The organism is Pseudoalteromonas carrageenovora IAM 12662, from assembly GCF_900239935.1.
Classification (GTDB): domain Bacteria; phylum Pseudomonadota; class Gammaproteobacteria; order Enterobacterales; family Alteromonadaceae; genus Pseudoalteromonas; species Pseudoalteromonas carrageenovora.
Window position 1 is genome coordinate 2,332,742 of the sequence record NZ_LT965928.1, and the last position, 16,036, is coordinate 2,348,777.

A 16,036-nucleotide genomic window follows, 5' to 3' on the forward strand; every position below is an offset into this window, starting at 1 on the left:
TTAACGACTTAACTGATTTGCCTTTCTAAAGCTGCCCTTATAGTCAAATAGTTTATCAGCCACTTTCCAACCATATTTTTTACTTTTTCGTGCAATAACAAAGTCGGGAGGGACTAAGTCAAACTGCGCTTTAATAACTTGTTTTGCCGTTTTAAAGTCTATCGGTGTTTGTCCATGGCCCACGCGTTTACCAAACTGCTTATTAAAGATAAACTGCCCACCTTTACTGGCAAGGTTATATATCTCATCGCAACTTGCGCCATCTTCATCAAAATACGTTAATTTAATTAAATCGTCTTTAAGTTGTACCACTGATAACCCACTACACCTAAGTACCAATGCATCTTTTAAATTTAATGCGTTACGCAGTTTATCATCAGGGTCTGCCATAACGGCACCACAATCATGGCATTTTCGTGCTGCAATATCGTTTTGTGCACCGCATTGCTCACACTCTTTAAATCTAAAGCGATAATCGCACTGCTCTTTTCTACCTGCATCATCTTCTAGTAAGCCTTGGCAACGCCTACCAAAGTGCTCAGTTACTTTACCTTCTGAGTCTGTTTTACCCCAAAATATATTAGCAAATCCGCAACCAGGGCAAAGCACTTGGACAGGCTCGTTATCACTATCGCCTTTTTTATCGCCCACTTCAGGATGAAATAAATTAAAACCATTTCCGGCATAATCTATTACTAAGCAATCCGTTTTTGATTCAGATAACCTGAGTCCTCGCCCCACAATTTGCTGATATAAACTAACTGATTCTGTAGGCCTTAAAATAGCAATAAAATCGACATGAGGTGCATCAAACCCAGTCGTTAACACCGATATATTAACCAAGTATTTGAGCTGCTTTGCTTTGAACTGTTTTATAATTTTATCGCGTTCAGTATTTGGGGTATCACCTGTTATTAGTGCACTTTGTGCTGCAGGTAAATAGCTTAAAATCTCTTGGGCGTGCATTACCGTAGCCGCAAAGACCATAACACCTTCACGCTCTTCACTATATTTTATTACTTGCTTCAATATAGCTTGCGTTGCGCGCTCACTCTTTTTTAAAAGCGCATTCATATCGTCAGTAGTGTATTGCCCAAACGCATTAGCCTCTAAAGACGAAAAATCATAATGACTAATTGCTGCATCAACTTCATTTGGTGGCGTTAAGTATTTATGTTTAATCATATACCTCAGCGGTAACTCAAATATACAACTTCTAAATGGGCTTTCTTTCGTGCCTTTAACAAAACCATGGTAATGATGGTGGTATATCCACCCCATTCCTAATCTATAAGGCGTAGCCGTTAAACCCAATACTTTTAACTGAGGGTTATACTCCTTTAAAGCGTTTATAACTTTACCGTACTGGCTTTTTTTATCACCATTTACTCGGTGGCATTCATCTATAATAAGTAAAGAATAATGCTCATTTAGTTTATTTAAATTACGCGATAAAGACTGCACACTGGCAAAGGTTACTTGATGGTTTAATGATTTTTCTTTTAAACCTGCTGAAAATATACTAGCCTCTAAACCAAAACTTTTATATTTTTGTGAGTTCTGCTCTACAAGTTCTTTAACGTGAGCCAGTACCAAAATCTTTTGCTTTGCAATACGAGCGAGTTCAGCTATGACGAGGCTTTTACCAGCACCAGTAGGTAATACAATTACCGCAGGATCGTTTGTTACTCTAAAGTGTAAAACACTACGCTCTACTGCTTCTTGCTGATAAGGTCTTAATTTATAGCTCATAGGAAAACAATTGGATTTGAATGAGGATATTTTAGCAAATAATGGCTGAAATTTTTCAGCTTTATTTTTGAATTATTGGCAGGAAAATAAAAAGAGAAGCTAGGCTTCTCTTTTATATTTTTAGGCTAAGTGCTTTTGTAAATCAACACCTTCAAACGCTTTTGGACGTCGGCCACGGCCAGTCCATTCAATAACTTCACCATCAACTTCTATACGATATTTAGCTTTAACTTTAGTACGCTTATCTGCTGATGTGTCTTGTAAATCTTCTAACGTAAGTCCTTTTTCTTTTAAAAGATCCAACACTTCCTGTTTAGCTTGTAGCTGCTCAGTATATTTTGCAATTGCATCACTAATTATTTGTTGTGCTTTTTCGAGCTCTGTTAATGATGCTGTTTTAATAAAAGATCGGACTTCTTTCATTTATATCTCTCTTGCTTGTTGGTATTAACCTTTAAGTTTCAAGGCAAGTATAAACATATAAACTGCTTTTTACCACAAACTAAAAAGTGGAATACTTAATATAAAACAATGCTTTTATATTAATTAGAATGAAAAATAAGCCTTAAGTATAAGCATAATTAAAAGGCTATACTTTAATTAAGAGTAAAATATAGCCTGCCAAGTCTATAAGTGCTTATTCAAAAACTTTTCTATTTTTGTATAAAGCTCTATTTTATTTTCCTCTTTTTGGAATCCATGCCCTTCATCATCTTTCATAATCCACTCATCATCAGTAAGCACGATTCCACGATCTTCTGAAGCATCTCTTAGATCTGTAGCATGCTTTTTAACAACCCGAGGATCCTTTGCTCCTTGTACAATCATCAAAGGCGCCACTATTTTATCAACATGGTAAAGCGGTGATATTTTTTTCATTAGCGCTTCATCATCAGGATCACCTATTTGCTTTTTTAATAACTCTCTTTGAGGTTCCCAATGTTTAGGAAGTGAATCAAAAAGTAAACTTACATCGGTTATGCCCACATAATTGATACCGCACTTATATATCTCAGGTGTATAAGTAAGTCCGGCCATAGTTGCATAGCCACCGTAACTAGAACCATAAATACATACCCTTTTTGGGTCTACAACCCCTTCACTTACTAAATATTTAACAGCATCTGTTAAGTCATTTTGCATTTCGGATCCCCACTTACCGCCGTATCCTGCTTGCTGAAATCTACGGCCATAACCACCAGAGCCACGAAAGTTTACTTGTACTGTTGCATAACCTCGACTCGCAAAAAATTGTGTTTCAGGATTAAAGCCCCAAGTGTTTCGAATACCGTAAGGGCCGCCATGAGGGTTTACAATTAAAGGCAAACTTTTACCGTTGCTATCTTTGGGTATTGTAAGATAGCCTCGAATCGTTAAACCGTCACGGCTATTAAACTTAATAGGTTTCATTGGGGATAACTGACTTTTATCAAGCCAGTCCATTGGCGAAACTAATGATTTAAGCGTGTTTTTTGCCTTATCATACAAATAATAATGGCCTGGATCAGTGTCGCTTCCTACATACACAATATTAAGCACTTCATCTTTCGACCTGCTGGTAACATTGACCACTTTATCTTTGAAAGCGCTCTCAAGAGAGGCCATCATTTGTGCTGTTTCAGTATCGAAATAAACTACCTCAGGATACTCGTCTAAGTATTTCACTCCTAACAACTTTTTACGTTTTATCGATAGCATTAAATTTGAAACATCCACCTCTGGCATGCCAAAAATTAATTCACCCAATTCATTTTTCTCTGGATGAAAGTAGTATAAAGCAGACGTATCTCTACCTATATTTGAAGAGACAAAAAGTGTTTTATTATCAAAATCAAATGCTAATGGAGTAATATTTTCATCTTCAATATTATACTCTCGTAAAACTCGGAACTTTTCTTCATCTTTATTTTTATAATAAAATTTACCTCTTAGTCCATCAATTGAGAGCGCCCCTCTGACATCGCCGTCGTGATCTAAGAGCCAACCTTGATAACCACCGGGGTTCTTAGCAATGATATCCATTTTGTAATTTCTTTCATGCTTACGATCCCATTTACTATTTAATGGCAATTTATATAAATCTGGCGCTTTAATATTCCTGCCATTGTATTGGATAATAATGTGATCTGGGTCGTTAGGTAACATATGTACTATGCTTGCAGAGCGAATACCTGATGAGCCGACTTTGGAACCAACTAGTTCAATTACTTTGGCCCTTTTAGTATTTACATTTATTTTGTACAGGCTAAAAGCTTCATTGCCATTACTATCAAGGTCAAAAACGATTTCATTATCATTAGCCCAAGAAAAGTTATTTATATCTTGATCATCAAATTTTGTAACTGGCTTTGCATTTTTTAAGCCCTCCGTTTCAAGGATTACAATATTTTTTCTATCGTTAATTGGCGAAAGTACCGCTAAATACTTTCCATTAGGTGAAAGTTGTAGATTAGAGAACTTAGGATTTTTAAAAAAATCTTCAATTGTAGGTTGGGGTTTTTGGGCATTAATTTCAAAAGAAATAACACACAAATAAGAGATTATTATTAACTTAAATAATGTTGACATAATATTTCCTTATTAGTCATTTAACTCACTGCTGCAAGCTACGTAGTAAAACTTACTTTTTGATATAGTTCCAATTCAATAACATTTATTTATAGCTTTAATTTATGTCTAATTTAGGGAGTGAAAAACTCTAGTTTTATGGCGGTATAGATATAGTAAGTAGTAATATTCAGCAGTCATAACCGACAAAATTAAATAATAGACTGCGTTTTTCTCGACACAGCTTGAACATAAATAGCTAACTAGTTAAGAGAGTTGGTATAAAAAAGCCCCGCTAACCAGCAGGGCTTATTTTAATAACTAAGTTATATAATGTTTAGAACGATTGTTCTAAGCGTAAGTACAATGAACGCCCTGTTTGATCATATAGCGACCATGTAGAGTCACGGTAATCTCGGAACCCATCGTAAATACTTGGAGCTGTTTTATCGAACAAGTTATTTACACCTAAAGCAATTTTAGTATTTGTAGGTGCAACATAGCTTACTTGAACATTATGTTTGAAGTAGCTAGGAATATCAGCATAGTAATCTACGCCATACTCTTCGTTACCAGAATCCTGTGCACCAACATAGAACATAGTCCATGTAGCCGAGAAATCTTCATAAGCGTAATTAACAGCTAAGTCTGATTTCCACTCAGGGTAGTCTTGTAAACCTGCGTAATCAAATACTTCAGCATCTGCATCAGCTTTTTCTTCAAATGATAAAACGCGTGATACGTTTAATGTACTTGAGAAGTTACCAAACTCTGTATCAAAACGGTATCTAGCTGTGAAGTCTATACCATCAGTAGACAGTGAGCTCTTGTTGATATAACCAGTGTACATGTAATCGATTTTACCTGTAACTGCATTACGCTCGATAGTGCTTGGTGTAGCATTTAAACCACCTTGCTCTAACTCTAAACGAAGAAGCTCATCATTATCTACACTATCAATTTTATCATCGTAGTTAATTGAGTAGTAAGTTAACTCAATTGAAAGGTCTTCAACTGCATCCCAAACAAAACCTAATGTAGTAGAGTCGCCTTCTTCAGCCTGTAGCTCAGTGTTACCACCAAACCATGTTGCCACTTGCTCACCGGCATCAGCACAGTAACCATCAAGTTCTTGATTTGGGTTAGCTGTACACCATGCTGTATCACGAACAGTTGGGAAACTTAGTGCGTAAGATTGGAACATCTCACCCATGTTTGGTGCACGGAATGACTCACCCCAAGAACCACGAAGTAATAAAGTATCTGTTGGACGCCAAGTTAAACCAACTTTAGGTACAAACTTATCAAACGTAGTGCTTTTCTCACCAAGGTTAGTAGTACCACTTTGGTCATATTTTTCATATCGACCAGCAACAGTTAAATCAACATCGTGCGGGAAAGAAGCTTGTACTTCAAAGTAAGCAGCTGTACGGTCACGATCTGCATACACATCATCACCACCAGAACCACCAGAAATAAATCCGTTTGCAGACTCTGGGTCACTAATTTGAGTGAAGTCGATTTGTTCAAACTCAGCACCAACAACACCCGCGACAATAAATTCACCATCGTCTAATAATGTAGTTGAAACTAAACCATCGATTTGTTTACTTTCGTAACGACCTTCGTACGTACCTGTATGATTTGCTTCTTGGTAAAGCTCAGTCATGCTTGTACTCCAGTCATCGTAACTCATGCCTGAAACATTAAATACATCGTATTCACCGCTATCAATAGCAGCTTGGAAAGCAACATCATTTACTAAGTTTTTACCAAATGAGTTAGTTTTTGATACGCTATTTTGAAAGTTAATTTCCCAATCAAGGCCATTGCCAATATCTGTAAAGCCTTCAAGGCCAACTAAAATATCAGTTGTTGTTACTTCAGTTGTTGTATCACGGTTACCGATTGGTACTGCACGAGTGAAAATACGTACTTCTTCATCAGAAGGATTATATTGGTTATCTTCGCTCATGTAGATAGGTGTAGTAGATACTGGAGTACCAGCATAACGTGCATCAGTTTCGTTGAAGCTCGCCATAGCGCGACCAATAAAACGAATGTCGTCTGATAACTCATATGTAAAGTTAGTTAAAAATGAGTTTTTGTTCGTATCTGGGTAAAACTTAGTCACTTCACCGTAGCTATATGTACAACGGCCATTACCATCAGCATCGATAGTGTTTACAGTATTAGGTTCTGCATCACATAAATCTGAATTTGCATGGTAGCCAGTACTATCTAAGTAGTTAGATACTGGGCTGTAAGAGCTGTATGCACCGTATGTTTCGTCATCAAGTGCCCAAATATCTCTATCATAAATAGCATCGCTTTCAGAGTGTTCGAAAGTGAAAACAATATTACCTTTTTCAGCAGTAAAACCTGACGATACAGAGAAAGTACTGCTATCACCGCCGTCAACGCTTGGTTGGTTGAATTCATATTTAAGATTTAAACCATCAAAATCTTTTTTAGTGATGATGTTAATTACACCAGCAACCGCTGCAGAACCATATACTGCAGATGCGCCATCACGTAAAATTTCAATACGTTCAACGATAGCCATAGGGATAAGAGATGTATCAGCAGAAGCACCTGAAGAAGTACTTGTGCCAGGCATACGACGACCATCTAATAATACAAGTGTTGCGTCAGAACCTAAACCACGAAGGTTAATACTTGAAGTTGCAGAAGAACCTGCACCGTAACCAGATACACCCGTCCAAGAGCCAAATGAGTTTGAAGATAAGTTATTTAATACATCACCTACAGATGGTTCACCTGAAAGGTTGATGTCGGCCGCAGTAATTACAGTAACTGGAGAACTGTTCTCTAAATCAACTTGCTTAATACGTGAACCTGTTACTTGAATGCGCTCTACTTTCTCTGCGCCTTCTTCTGCTGCAATTGTATTTGCTGAAAATGCAACTGTAGATGCTGCGCCAAATGCAATCGCTAAGCGAACAGCCTTTGAAACTTTGTTATTTAACATACGATTCTCCCTGGAATACTCGAATAATTTTATTTTTATATGTATGCAGCGAATACTTTTAATTAACTGCTTGGCGCATATTAATATCATTTCAAGCACAAGGTCAACAAAACAATAACCAAAAAAACCGTTTGTTTACAATTACTTACATAAACATATAATTAACACATCCCCATTTAATCACTATTGCATAAAGTGCAACACATCTAATTTAAGGACAATCTTAGCCAAGAAAAAAAGTCCGCGATCAACAAACGAAAAATCGCGACTAAAATAAAACTTGTGAATATATTATTTAAATTTGTTTATTTTAGGTGTGCAATTTGTTTACTGAATGTTTTTTGTTTAAGATTGTATTTTAAAAAACCTAAGGAGAGTAGTTATGTACAAGTGGATTTTGCTTACATGCTTGGTTTTAAGTAACTTAGCAACTGCTAAAGATGAGAGCTTAGCGAAAGAGTTCTCTGACTTTAGTATTAATAATGACATCACTATTTCATATGATGATTTAGACCAACTTTTAAAGTTAACAGTTGTAGATACTGGCCGTTCGGATAGAAAAAAAGCGTCTAAATCACAAGCGTTAATTGGCACAAAAATGCGTTCGTCAAAAAAGAAAAATACAAAGAACGAAGCTAATCGGTTTTTCTTTGAAGAAGTTAGTAAGTCTGAAATAAGTGAAGGATTTAATAAAATACGTGTAAGCCTTGAAAGCTTACCCAATGAGATAGCTTTAAATAACTTATCACTAAATGAACAGCTAGCTTATTGGTTAAACCTCTACAACACCGCAGTAGTTGAACAACTACTCAAACACTACCCTGTTAGAGACACTGAAAAGTTACTCTTTGGTAAAAATAGCATTTTAGAAGAAAAGTTTTTATCCGTCTCAGGGCATGCATTGTCTCTAAATGATATTCAAAAAATAGTTTTTAAAAAATTCACTAATAAACCTATTGTTATGTATGGCTTTTACCAGGGTAATATTGGCAGTCCTAACTTAAGAGCAGAAGCCTACTATGGCAATAAGGTATTTCATCAGCTTGAAGATAATGGCGACGAATTTGTTAATTCCAACAGAGGTTTATATCTTGGGAAAAAAAATAAACTTTACGTTTCAAAATACTTCGAGCAAACAAAACCTTTATTTGAAAATTTCGAGACTGATCTGCATTACCACCTAGAAAAATATGTAGATACAGGTATGCGATACGACGTAAAAAATGCTAAGTCGATTAGGTTTAAAATTGAAGATTGGAGCATTACAGATATATTTGGAACTGAGAGAGTTATCGGCGGCTCTTCAGCAACTAATAACGCAGCTATGCTTAATGCGGTAGTAAGTAACTCTACTTATCCAAAGGGCGCCGATGGAAGTGGCTCTGGTGTTGGAGCTGTAAACCTCAACTTTATTTCTGACTCAATCACCAATAAAACTATGGATTTTGGTCGGTTTTCTGCTGATCAAATTGAAAAATTAAAAGCATTAAAACTAAAAACTGAAAGTAATTCGGGTACAGTCAATATAAAAGACTTATCGACTGATAAAAGCGAAAATTAAAATTCAAATGTATTTTACATCCTGTTAATATAAAAAATAAACAGGATGTAATTTATATGCAGAACTTTAAAGCTGCTCTTACTGCGTACAATACAAAAAACTTCCAAAAATCTCTTGATATAATTGATGAGTTTAAACTTTCAAATCTGGATGCCCATTTACTAAAAGCAGCTAGTTTAACTGCTTTGAATAAAAGTGATAAAGCCATTGAAATATACCAATTCGCACTAAAAAACAGCCCTAAAAGCACTCCATTATTAGAAAACTATACCGGACTACTTTGTAAGTTAGGCGATTTTATAAGTTGTTTAAATCTATTAAACACAACAGCAACAACCGTTTCACCTAAGCTCACTTTAAATAAACTAGAAGCATTAATAAAATTAGGTCACTTACTTGAAGCTAACAAATTAGTGCAATTAATAAATACACCAACTAATTTAGAGTTTAGGTTTTTATGGTTAAAAATAGAGCTTCATGAGGCATTAGGCGAGTTAGATATAATTGAAAATATTATTAATAAGCTACCTGAAGCACAACAAAATAACATTTATATAAGCTATAAAAGAGCCTGTAATTTAAGAAATATGGGACGCTTTAATGAGGCTTTAGATCTACTATTAAATATAGAAAAAAAGAAAAGTACCGCACCAGAAGTATTATATTTAATAGGCTGTATTTATAAAGATTTAAATAATAACCAGCAGTGTGAACGCTACTTAAATCAATGCTTAACAATTGCTCCTTATTATGTCCCTGCACATGAAAGCCTTAATAAACTTTACTACTCAACGAAAAACAACAAATTGTTTTTAAGTAGCTATAAATTAGTAAAGCAGAAGTACGAACCTCACCCTGTAATTGAACATTCTTTTATATCACAGCTTATTAAATCTGATAGCTATGAGTCTGCCTTAGATGTTTCAACCAATGCATTAAAACTATTCCCCAATGATCAAGCAATACTTCATGCGCATAGCGTTGTCTTAGGAAAGCTAAATGACCATGAGAAAGCTTTTAACTTATTGAATCAGCTTGTTAAAAAAGCACCACATGAAAGTAGATACCGTATAGATTTAGCAAATTATCTCATAATGAATGGAGACTACATAAATGCAATTGTACAATTAGAAAGTGCTTTAAAATACGATTACTTTAATCAAGAAGTTTGGGCTTACTTAAGCACCGCGTGGCGCTTATCAGCTAACGATAAATATCATTGGCTGACGAATTACGATCAATACGTAAAAGTTTTTGAGCTTAAAAAACCAAAAGGTTATAGCACTAGCGGACAATTTTTTGAAAACTTCACTGATTTATTACTCAATTTACACGCACACAGTACACAATTGCTTGATCAAAGTGTAAGAAGTGGTAGCCAAACAGAGGGGCACCTCTTATTTAGAAGTAACAAGCTAATAAACGACTTTAAGCATTCTATGAATAATTGCATAACAAGCTATTTAGCTAATCTGCCAAAAGACCAAAGCCACCCTCTGTGTTCGAGAAATAATAATGCATTTAAAGTTAATGGAAGTTGGTCAGTCAAGCTAGGTAACAAAGGGTTTCATGCAAACCATATACACCCTGCTGGCTGGTTATCTGCACCAAGTTATATTTCTTTGCCCAATGAATTAAATGAAAATGACACTAATAAAAGTGGCTGGTTAAAACTAGGGGAAACGTGTTTAAACCTCAAAGAAAGAGAAGAGATAGCGCGAAGTATTTGTCCCAAGACAGGTCAAATGATTATATTTCCTAGCTATATATGGCACGGTACATATCCTTTAAAAAGTACACAACCACGTTTAACCGTTCCATGCGATGTTATGCCTATACTTTAGATTAAAACCCAGTATTAGCCGATGGCTTTATACTTCCAGAAGAGTTTTCTGACTTTAGCTTAAATAGGGTATGAAGGTTTATTATACTGATTTGACCAGCTCCTCGACTTAACAATTGTAGATGGATGTAGGACAGAACGGCTTTAAGTCAATGAAGTCTATAGGTACAAGAATAAAATCAACTAGAAATAAGCGTACAGCATTAGAAGCCACTCGCTTTTATTTTGAAGAGGTTATTGAAACAGGTCTTAAAAGTGGATTTAAAAATTCGTTTAAGTCTAGAAAATGTGCCAGTTCAAGCCCCTCTGAACGATCTCAGCCTAGATGAACAGCTCCCCTATTGGTTAAACTTATATAATATTGCCATGATTGAAAAACTATTGAGTGGACTTCCCATAGTGCCGTGCAATGTGCTGGTGCTGTTAATGGGAGCTATTTAGCAAGTTCTTTTTCATAGAACATAGGTCTCAAACGCGATTTTGTTCGACTGTTCTAAGCAAGCTTTATAAGCTCAAAGTTAATAGAAAAAAAAGCAGAGCCTCTGTGGAGATAAAAGATTTGCTAACGCAGAATTAAAGTATATCAGCTCTCTACTGAGAGCTGTAAATATAACTATTAAAGCGACAAGTTATAAAACGCTTCAAACTCTTTTTCAGATATATTTTGCTTAACGTACTCACTAAAGTTTTTATATCTACCAGATGAAGAAGTATAGAGGGGCTTTCTAACTTGCCAAACACTCGCAGTACTTACAATATTTTTTTTCTCATGGAATGTGCTATTTTCATCTTTATATTCAATACCTAAAAAATCAAACAACGGTATAAGAACTTTTTCAGGCTTTGAAACTAATTCATCATAGTTTACCGTAAAAATATCATCGGTATATTTTTTTAACCAATGGCTTTTAACTTTTTGCTGCGCTGTATAGTAATGGAGTGTATCGCTAAGGTTAGTAGCATAATTTAAACTAGGCCCTAAATGTTGAAAATATGCCGATAAACTATTATCTCGAATATCACGCTCCGTCCATATAATCTTAGCGTTTGGATAAATACTTTTGATTAAGTCAATGTAGAGGTAGTTCTCAGGCCTTTTATCTGTGACGAATGCCCTCTTATTAGCTCTAAGTGCTAACTCACGGTTATAGCCCTCTTTAAACTCACTTGTACTGGCTGTATTTGCGAGCTCAACTGGATTAGCAATTAAGTTAAATAAATTTTTGTGAATATAGTCAATTTCGCCACCAGCACTAATATAATCAGATGCAGCAAGTATTTGCTCGATTAAAGTAGAGCCAGAGCGGAACATGCCACAAATTATGATTGGTGTTAACTCACTATTTCCATTGCTAGTAACTAACTCTTCCCCGCGTTCTAAAGTTGACTCTGTTAGTTTTTTAATATCACATTTATTGTATTTTGGTATGTACGAGCGATTAACCTCATTTGCTCTAAAATAATATTCCCAAGCTTTTTTAAAATCAGCAATATCATTAAATACTTTTCCAAGGGCATAATATAAATCAGCAACTATTAAATTGTCCTTTTCTTGCTTTATAATTTTTAGACTCATTTTTTCATACTCCAGCGCTGAAGCAGGATCAAATGTATTTATGTCAGCAAGTCTCGCGTGCGCTAAGCCATGCCTTGGCTCTATAAATAGCACTTGCTGGAATAACTCTAAGCTTTTGCTTTTATTGCCCAACTGCTCATAAATATTAGCTAAATTAAAGTAAGCACTTACATTATCACTTTGAATTTTTATAGCTTCTTCTAGGCATAATATTGCGTTTTTATGGTCGTTTAGCAATTCAGAATAAACCAATGCTATCTCTAATTTTAACGAATAAAGATCTTGGAATTGATTTTCTTGAGCCTTTTTCAGATGCTGTTTAGCTAAATATCCATCACCAAATTTGCGCGCTAAGCTGCCAAGTAAGAAATGAGCACCTGCGTGGTCAGAATTGATATTTATAAATTCTTTTAATTTACTGATTGCCATATCAGAATCATCGGTCGACAAATATAGTTGAACCAATGTATTTGTATAGTCAAATTTGCTCGGAGCTATAGACACTAGCTTGTCGCTAAATAGCTTTGCCTCTTCAATGTCTTTTTCACTCATTGCAACCTTGAATAATAGAATTAGAGCCTGCTCTGCAGTATTTTGATCAGCAGCTAATATATTAAGTGTTGCTTTTCCTTTATTGATTTGACCACTGTTTAGCTCCTTTAAAGCTTGCGATAAGCTAACTTGCGTCATTCTTAAATTTCTCCATAAAAAAAGCGAGCCTAAGCTCGCTTTATTTATACCACAAATGATTAGAATTTGAATGATATAGTTGTATGGAAGTAACGACCTAACGTGTCGTAGTAACCAGCAATAGCGTTAGCATTTGTTGATAAGCTTCCGCCTAAAAGAGGTGGCTCTTTATCTAAAACATTATTAACACCTACTAACAATGAAGTGTATTCATTAATAGTGAAGCTACCTTTAAGATCTAGGTAACTTTGTGAGCTAATACCACCTTGAGCTAGAGTATCGTCACCGCTGTAATCACTTACTTCACCGAAGTAGCGCCATTTAGCAGTTGCACGCCAGAAAGTATCCATGTCGTAGCTAAGAGTTAAAACATGACGCCATTCAGGTTGAGCAAAACAGCTATTATCAAGTGTACCTACACAGTCATAAGCTTCACTTACACCAGGAATGTTATCGTACTCTTTACTAAGCATGTAAGTACCGATTAGGTTAGCTTTTAACATACCACCAGCAATTTCAACATCGTAGTTTGCACTTAAATCCACACCTTCCCAGTGCAATTTACCAAGGTTAACGTTAGTAGCTACTACTTGGCCATCACCAATCCATAAGCTACCGCTGCCAGATGTTCTTTGTACGTTATCACAGAAAACAGCATCACCAGTAAGTGCACAGTTAGTTACAATCTCTTCAGGATTGATATTACCAATCGCATCTTCAAGTTCAATATCCCAGTAATCAACTGAGAAGTTAAACCCTTCAAATGGGTTCGCAACAATACCAAACGTTATTGTATCTGCAATTTCAGGGTCTAAGTCAGGGTTACCACCGAAGAAACCATTGTACTGAGATGCTGGGCTCGCAGAAACATTACCGTACTGAGATGCAGAAACACCTGCATTAGCACACTGCGCAGCAGATAATGAAGGAGAATCAGTAGCACAAGGATCTGTACCGCCCCATAAGCCAGTACTCTGGTTAGCAAATAATTCACCATTATTTGCAGCACGTACCGCACGGTTATAGCTTGTACGAACTTTCCAATCATCCGTTACATTCCAATCAAGTGCTAACTTGTAAGTAGGTTCAGCACCAGAAGTACTGTAATCAGACCAACGGTAGCCTAAATCAACAGCAATGCTTTTAGCAAAAGGTGCATCTTCAAGAATAGGTAAACTAACTTCTGTGTAGAACTCAGTTAGGTCGTATTCACCATTTAAGCTTTTAGTAGTACCACCTTGGCCTAGTAATAAACCTTGTGCGTATACTTCATCAGCTGTACGGCTAAATGTTTCTTCACGGTACTCTGTACCAAATACCGCTGCAATTGGGTAATCTGAACTTGGTAAACCAAAATCAAATTCACCTGTTACATAACCACCAACAATAAATTGCTCTGTTACACCGTTAAGAATAGCTGTGCCTGTTAAAGAGCCAGCCGCTTCTGATGTAATACCTTCAAACTCAAATACTTCATAAGGAATACAGCCATCGCTAGTTGCACAATCTTCACCATTTGCAGATAAAGCTGTTGCTATACGTGGACCAAAGAAGTCATTTATATAAGCCGAAGAAGATGATGTAGAACCATACTGAACAAATGCATCGTATGACCACATGTCATTGATTTCGCCTTCAGTACCAAGTACTAAGCGGAAAGAGTTATGTTCAAGTTGGTCGGCACGCGGGCCACCTTCTACATTACGTTTACCGATGTAAGTAGCAAATTGATCACCCGATGTTAAACCAAAGCGGTCAGTTAAGTCTTGACGTTGTTGGTCACTTAAAAGTGGGCTGTCGTAGTCAATATTATAGTTTTCGTTGAAGAACGTACCTGATTCAGCGATTTGTGCTGTAGTACGGTCACGCATGAACATAGCTTCCACGTATGGGTGGAAATTATCATTTATTTCATAATCAGCAAATAAACCAAATGTATGACGTTCATCAGGGCGCATAAAGTGGTTTATAGGAGCGTAGTTGTATAGATTGCCAACTGAATTTTCGAAACCGCCTGTACCATCAAGTGTCCAGTAGTCGTAATCAGACCAATCAAAAGCACCATCATCAGTTGGTGAAGATACGTAGAAGTTTGGAACAACAGCATTACCAGAACCACCACATGAAGTACCCGCAGCATTTAAAGCACATGAAGAGTAATCACGAGCGCCTTGGCGAAGTTCATTTTGCTTGTTGTAAGTAATATAACCAACGGCGTGACCTTTACCACCGTCAAAAGAACCACCTAAGGTAGCACTAAAGTCAAAAGATGATCCATCTAGGCCTGAGCTACCTGTAGGGTAATCAAAGTCTTGGTCATCCATAAGGCCTTGGATATAGTCATTGTCATTGTCATGTTGATATGCAGTTGCACCTACATCAACAGCAAAGCCTTCAAATTTATCGTTCATTACAAAGTTAACAACACCTGCAACAGCATCTGCACCGTATGTAGATGAACCACCACCGGTTAATACTTCAACACGTTGAATTAATGAAGCTGGAATTTGGTTAACATCAGCAGATTGAGTGTAAATACCACCCGCTTGTGCACGACGGCCATTAATTAGAACTAGAGTACGCTGAGAACCCATACCACGTAAATCTAGGGTTGCAGTACCCGTAGCGCCGTTAGATTGGAAAGCAGTAGATGAAGCTTCAAGTTGAGGTAAGCTGTTTAACATGTCTTCTACACGTGTAAAACCTGAAACCGCGATTTCTTCTGCTGTTGTAATTTGTACTGGGCTAGCCGTTTCCATATCTGTGCGTTTGATACGTGAACCGGTAACTTCAATGCGTTCTACTTTTTCAGCTGACTCTTCTTCTGCAGCGAATGTACTTGCAGAAAAAGCAGCTGTAGAGGCTGCGCCAAAAGCAAGGGCTAAACGCACCGCTTTTGAAACTTGATTATTTAACATTTGATTCTCCCTGGGTCACCACTTGTTAGAAGCGACTTATTATTTAATTATTTATTTTTGTTACAGCATGTTAACTGCAACTAATACAAATACTAAACAAAAACGCTTTAAAAGCCAACTAATGTTAATCATTTTTTAAAATAAAAGTGAAAATGTA

The 16,036-nt window shown here is 36.4% G+C and carries 9 protein-coding genes; 3 read left to right on the forward strand and 6 right to left on the reverse strand.

The genetic code is table 11. The features are described 5' to 3' along the window. From ALFOR1_RS10565 to ALFOR1_RS10580, 4 genes are all read right to left on the reverse strand, one after another. Positions 1-1,752, reverse strand: coding sequence for a DEAD/DEAH box helicase (locus ALFOR1_RS10565; RefSeq protein ID WP_104642934.1), 1,752 nt, complete (start codon positions 1,750-1,752; stop codon positions 1-3). A 120-nt stretch (positions 1,753-1,872) separates the two neighbouring features. Beyond that, positions 1,873-2,175 carry an H-NS histone family protein gene (locus ALFOR1_RS10570; protein ID WP_058548324.1) on the reverse strand — a complete coding sequence of 101 codons (303 nt, stop codon included), beginning with the start codon at positions 2,173-2,175 and terminating at the stop codon, positions 1,873-1,875. Positions 2,176-2,379: 204 nt separating this feature from the next. Next, positions 2,380-4,320: an alpha/beta hydrolase family protein gene (locus ALFOR1_RS10575; RefSeq protein ID WP_104642935.1), complete on the reverse strand. Its 1,941-nt coding sequence runs from the start codon at positions 4,318-4,320 to the stop codon at positions 2,380-2,382. Positions 4,321-4,636: 316 nt separating this feature from the next. After that, on the reverse strand, positions 4,637-7,291 hold the full coding sequence (locus tag ALFOR1_RS10580) for a TonB-dependent receptor (protein WP_058548326.1): 2,655 nt from the start codon (positions 7,289-7,291) through the stop codon (positions 4,637-4,639). 382 nt (positions 7,292-7,673) lie between these two features. Here ALFOR1_RS10580 and ALFOR1_RS10585 point away from each other — a divergent pair, with 382 nt between their 5' ends. From ALFOR1_RS10585 to ALFOR1_RS10595, 3 genes are all read left to right on the forward strand, one after another. Further along, positions 7,674-8,852, forward strand: a complete 1,179-nt coding sequence (locus tag ALFOR1_RS10585; protein WP_104642936.1) for a DUF547 domain-containing protein — start codon at positions 7,674-7,676, stop codon at positions 8,850-8,852. A 56-nt stretch (positions 8,853-8,908) separates the two neighbouring features. After that, positions 8,909-10,696, forward strand: a complete 1,788-nt coding sequence (locus ALFOR1_RS10590) for a putative 2OG-Fe(II) oxygenase (RefSeq protein WP_104642937.1) — start codon at positions 8,909-8,911, stop codon at positions 10,694-10,696. Between the two features lie 254 nt (positions 10,697-10,950). After that, positions 10,951-11,136, forward strand: coding sequence for a DUF547 domain-containing protein (locus tag ALFOR1_RS10595; RefSeq protein WP_104642938.1), 186 nt, complete (start codon positions 10,951-10,953; stop codon positions 11,134-11,136). Between the two features lie 175 nt (positions 11,137-11,311). Here the strand turns inward: ALFOR1_RS10595 and ALFOR1_RS10600 are convergent, their stop codons facing one another. Further along, on the reverse strand, positions 11,312-12,961 hold the full coding sequence (locus ALFOR1_RS10600) for a tetratricopeptide repeat-containing sulfotransferase family protein (RefSeq protein ID WP_104642939.1): 1,650 nt from the start codon (positions 12,959-12,961) through the stop codon (positions 11,312-11,314). A 59-nt stretch (positions 12,962-13,020) separates the two neighbouring features. After that, the gene (locus ALFOR1_RS10605; protein WP_104642940.1) at positions 13,021-15,879 is read right to left on the reverse strand and encodes a TonB-dependent receptor domain-containing protein; all 2,859 of its coding nucleotides are present in this window, start codon (positions 15,877-15,879) and stop codon (positions 13,021-13,023) included. Positions 15,880-16,036: the final 157 nt, after the last annotated feature.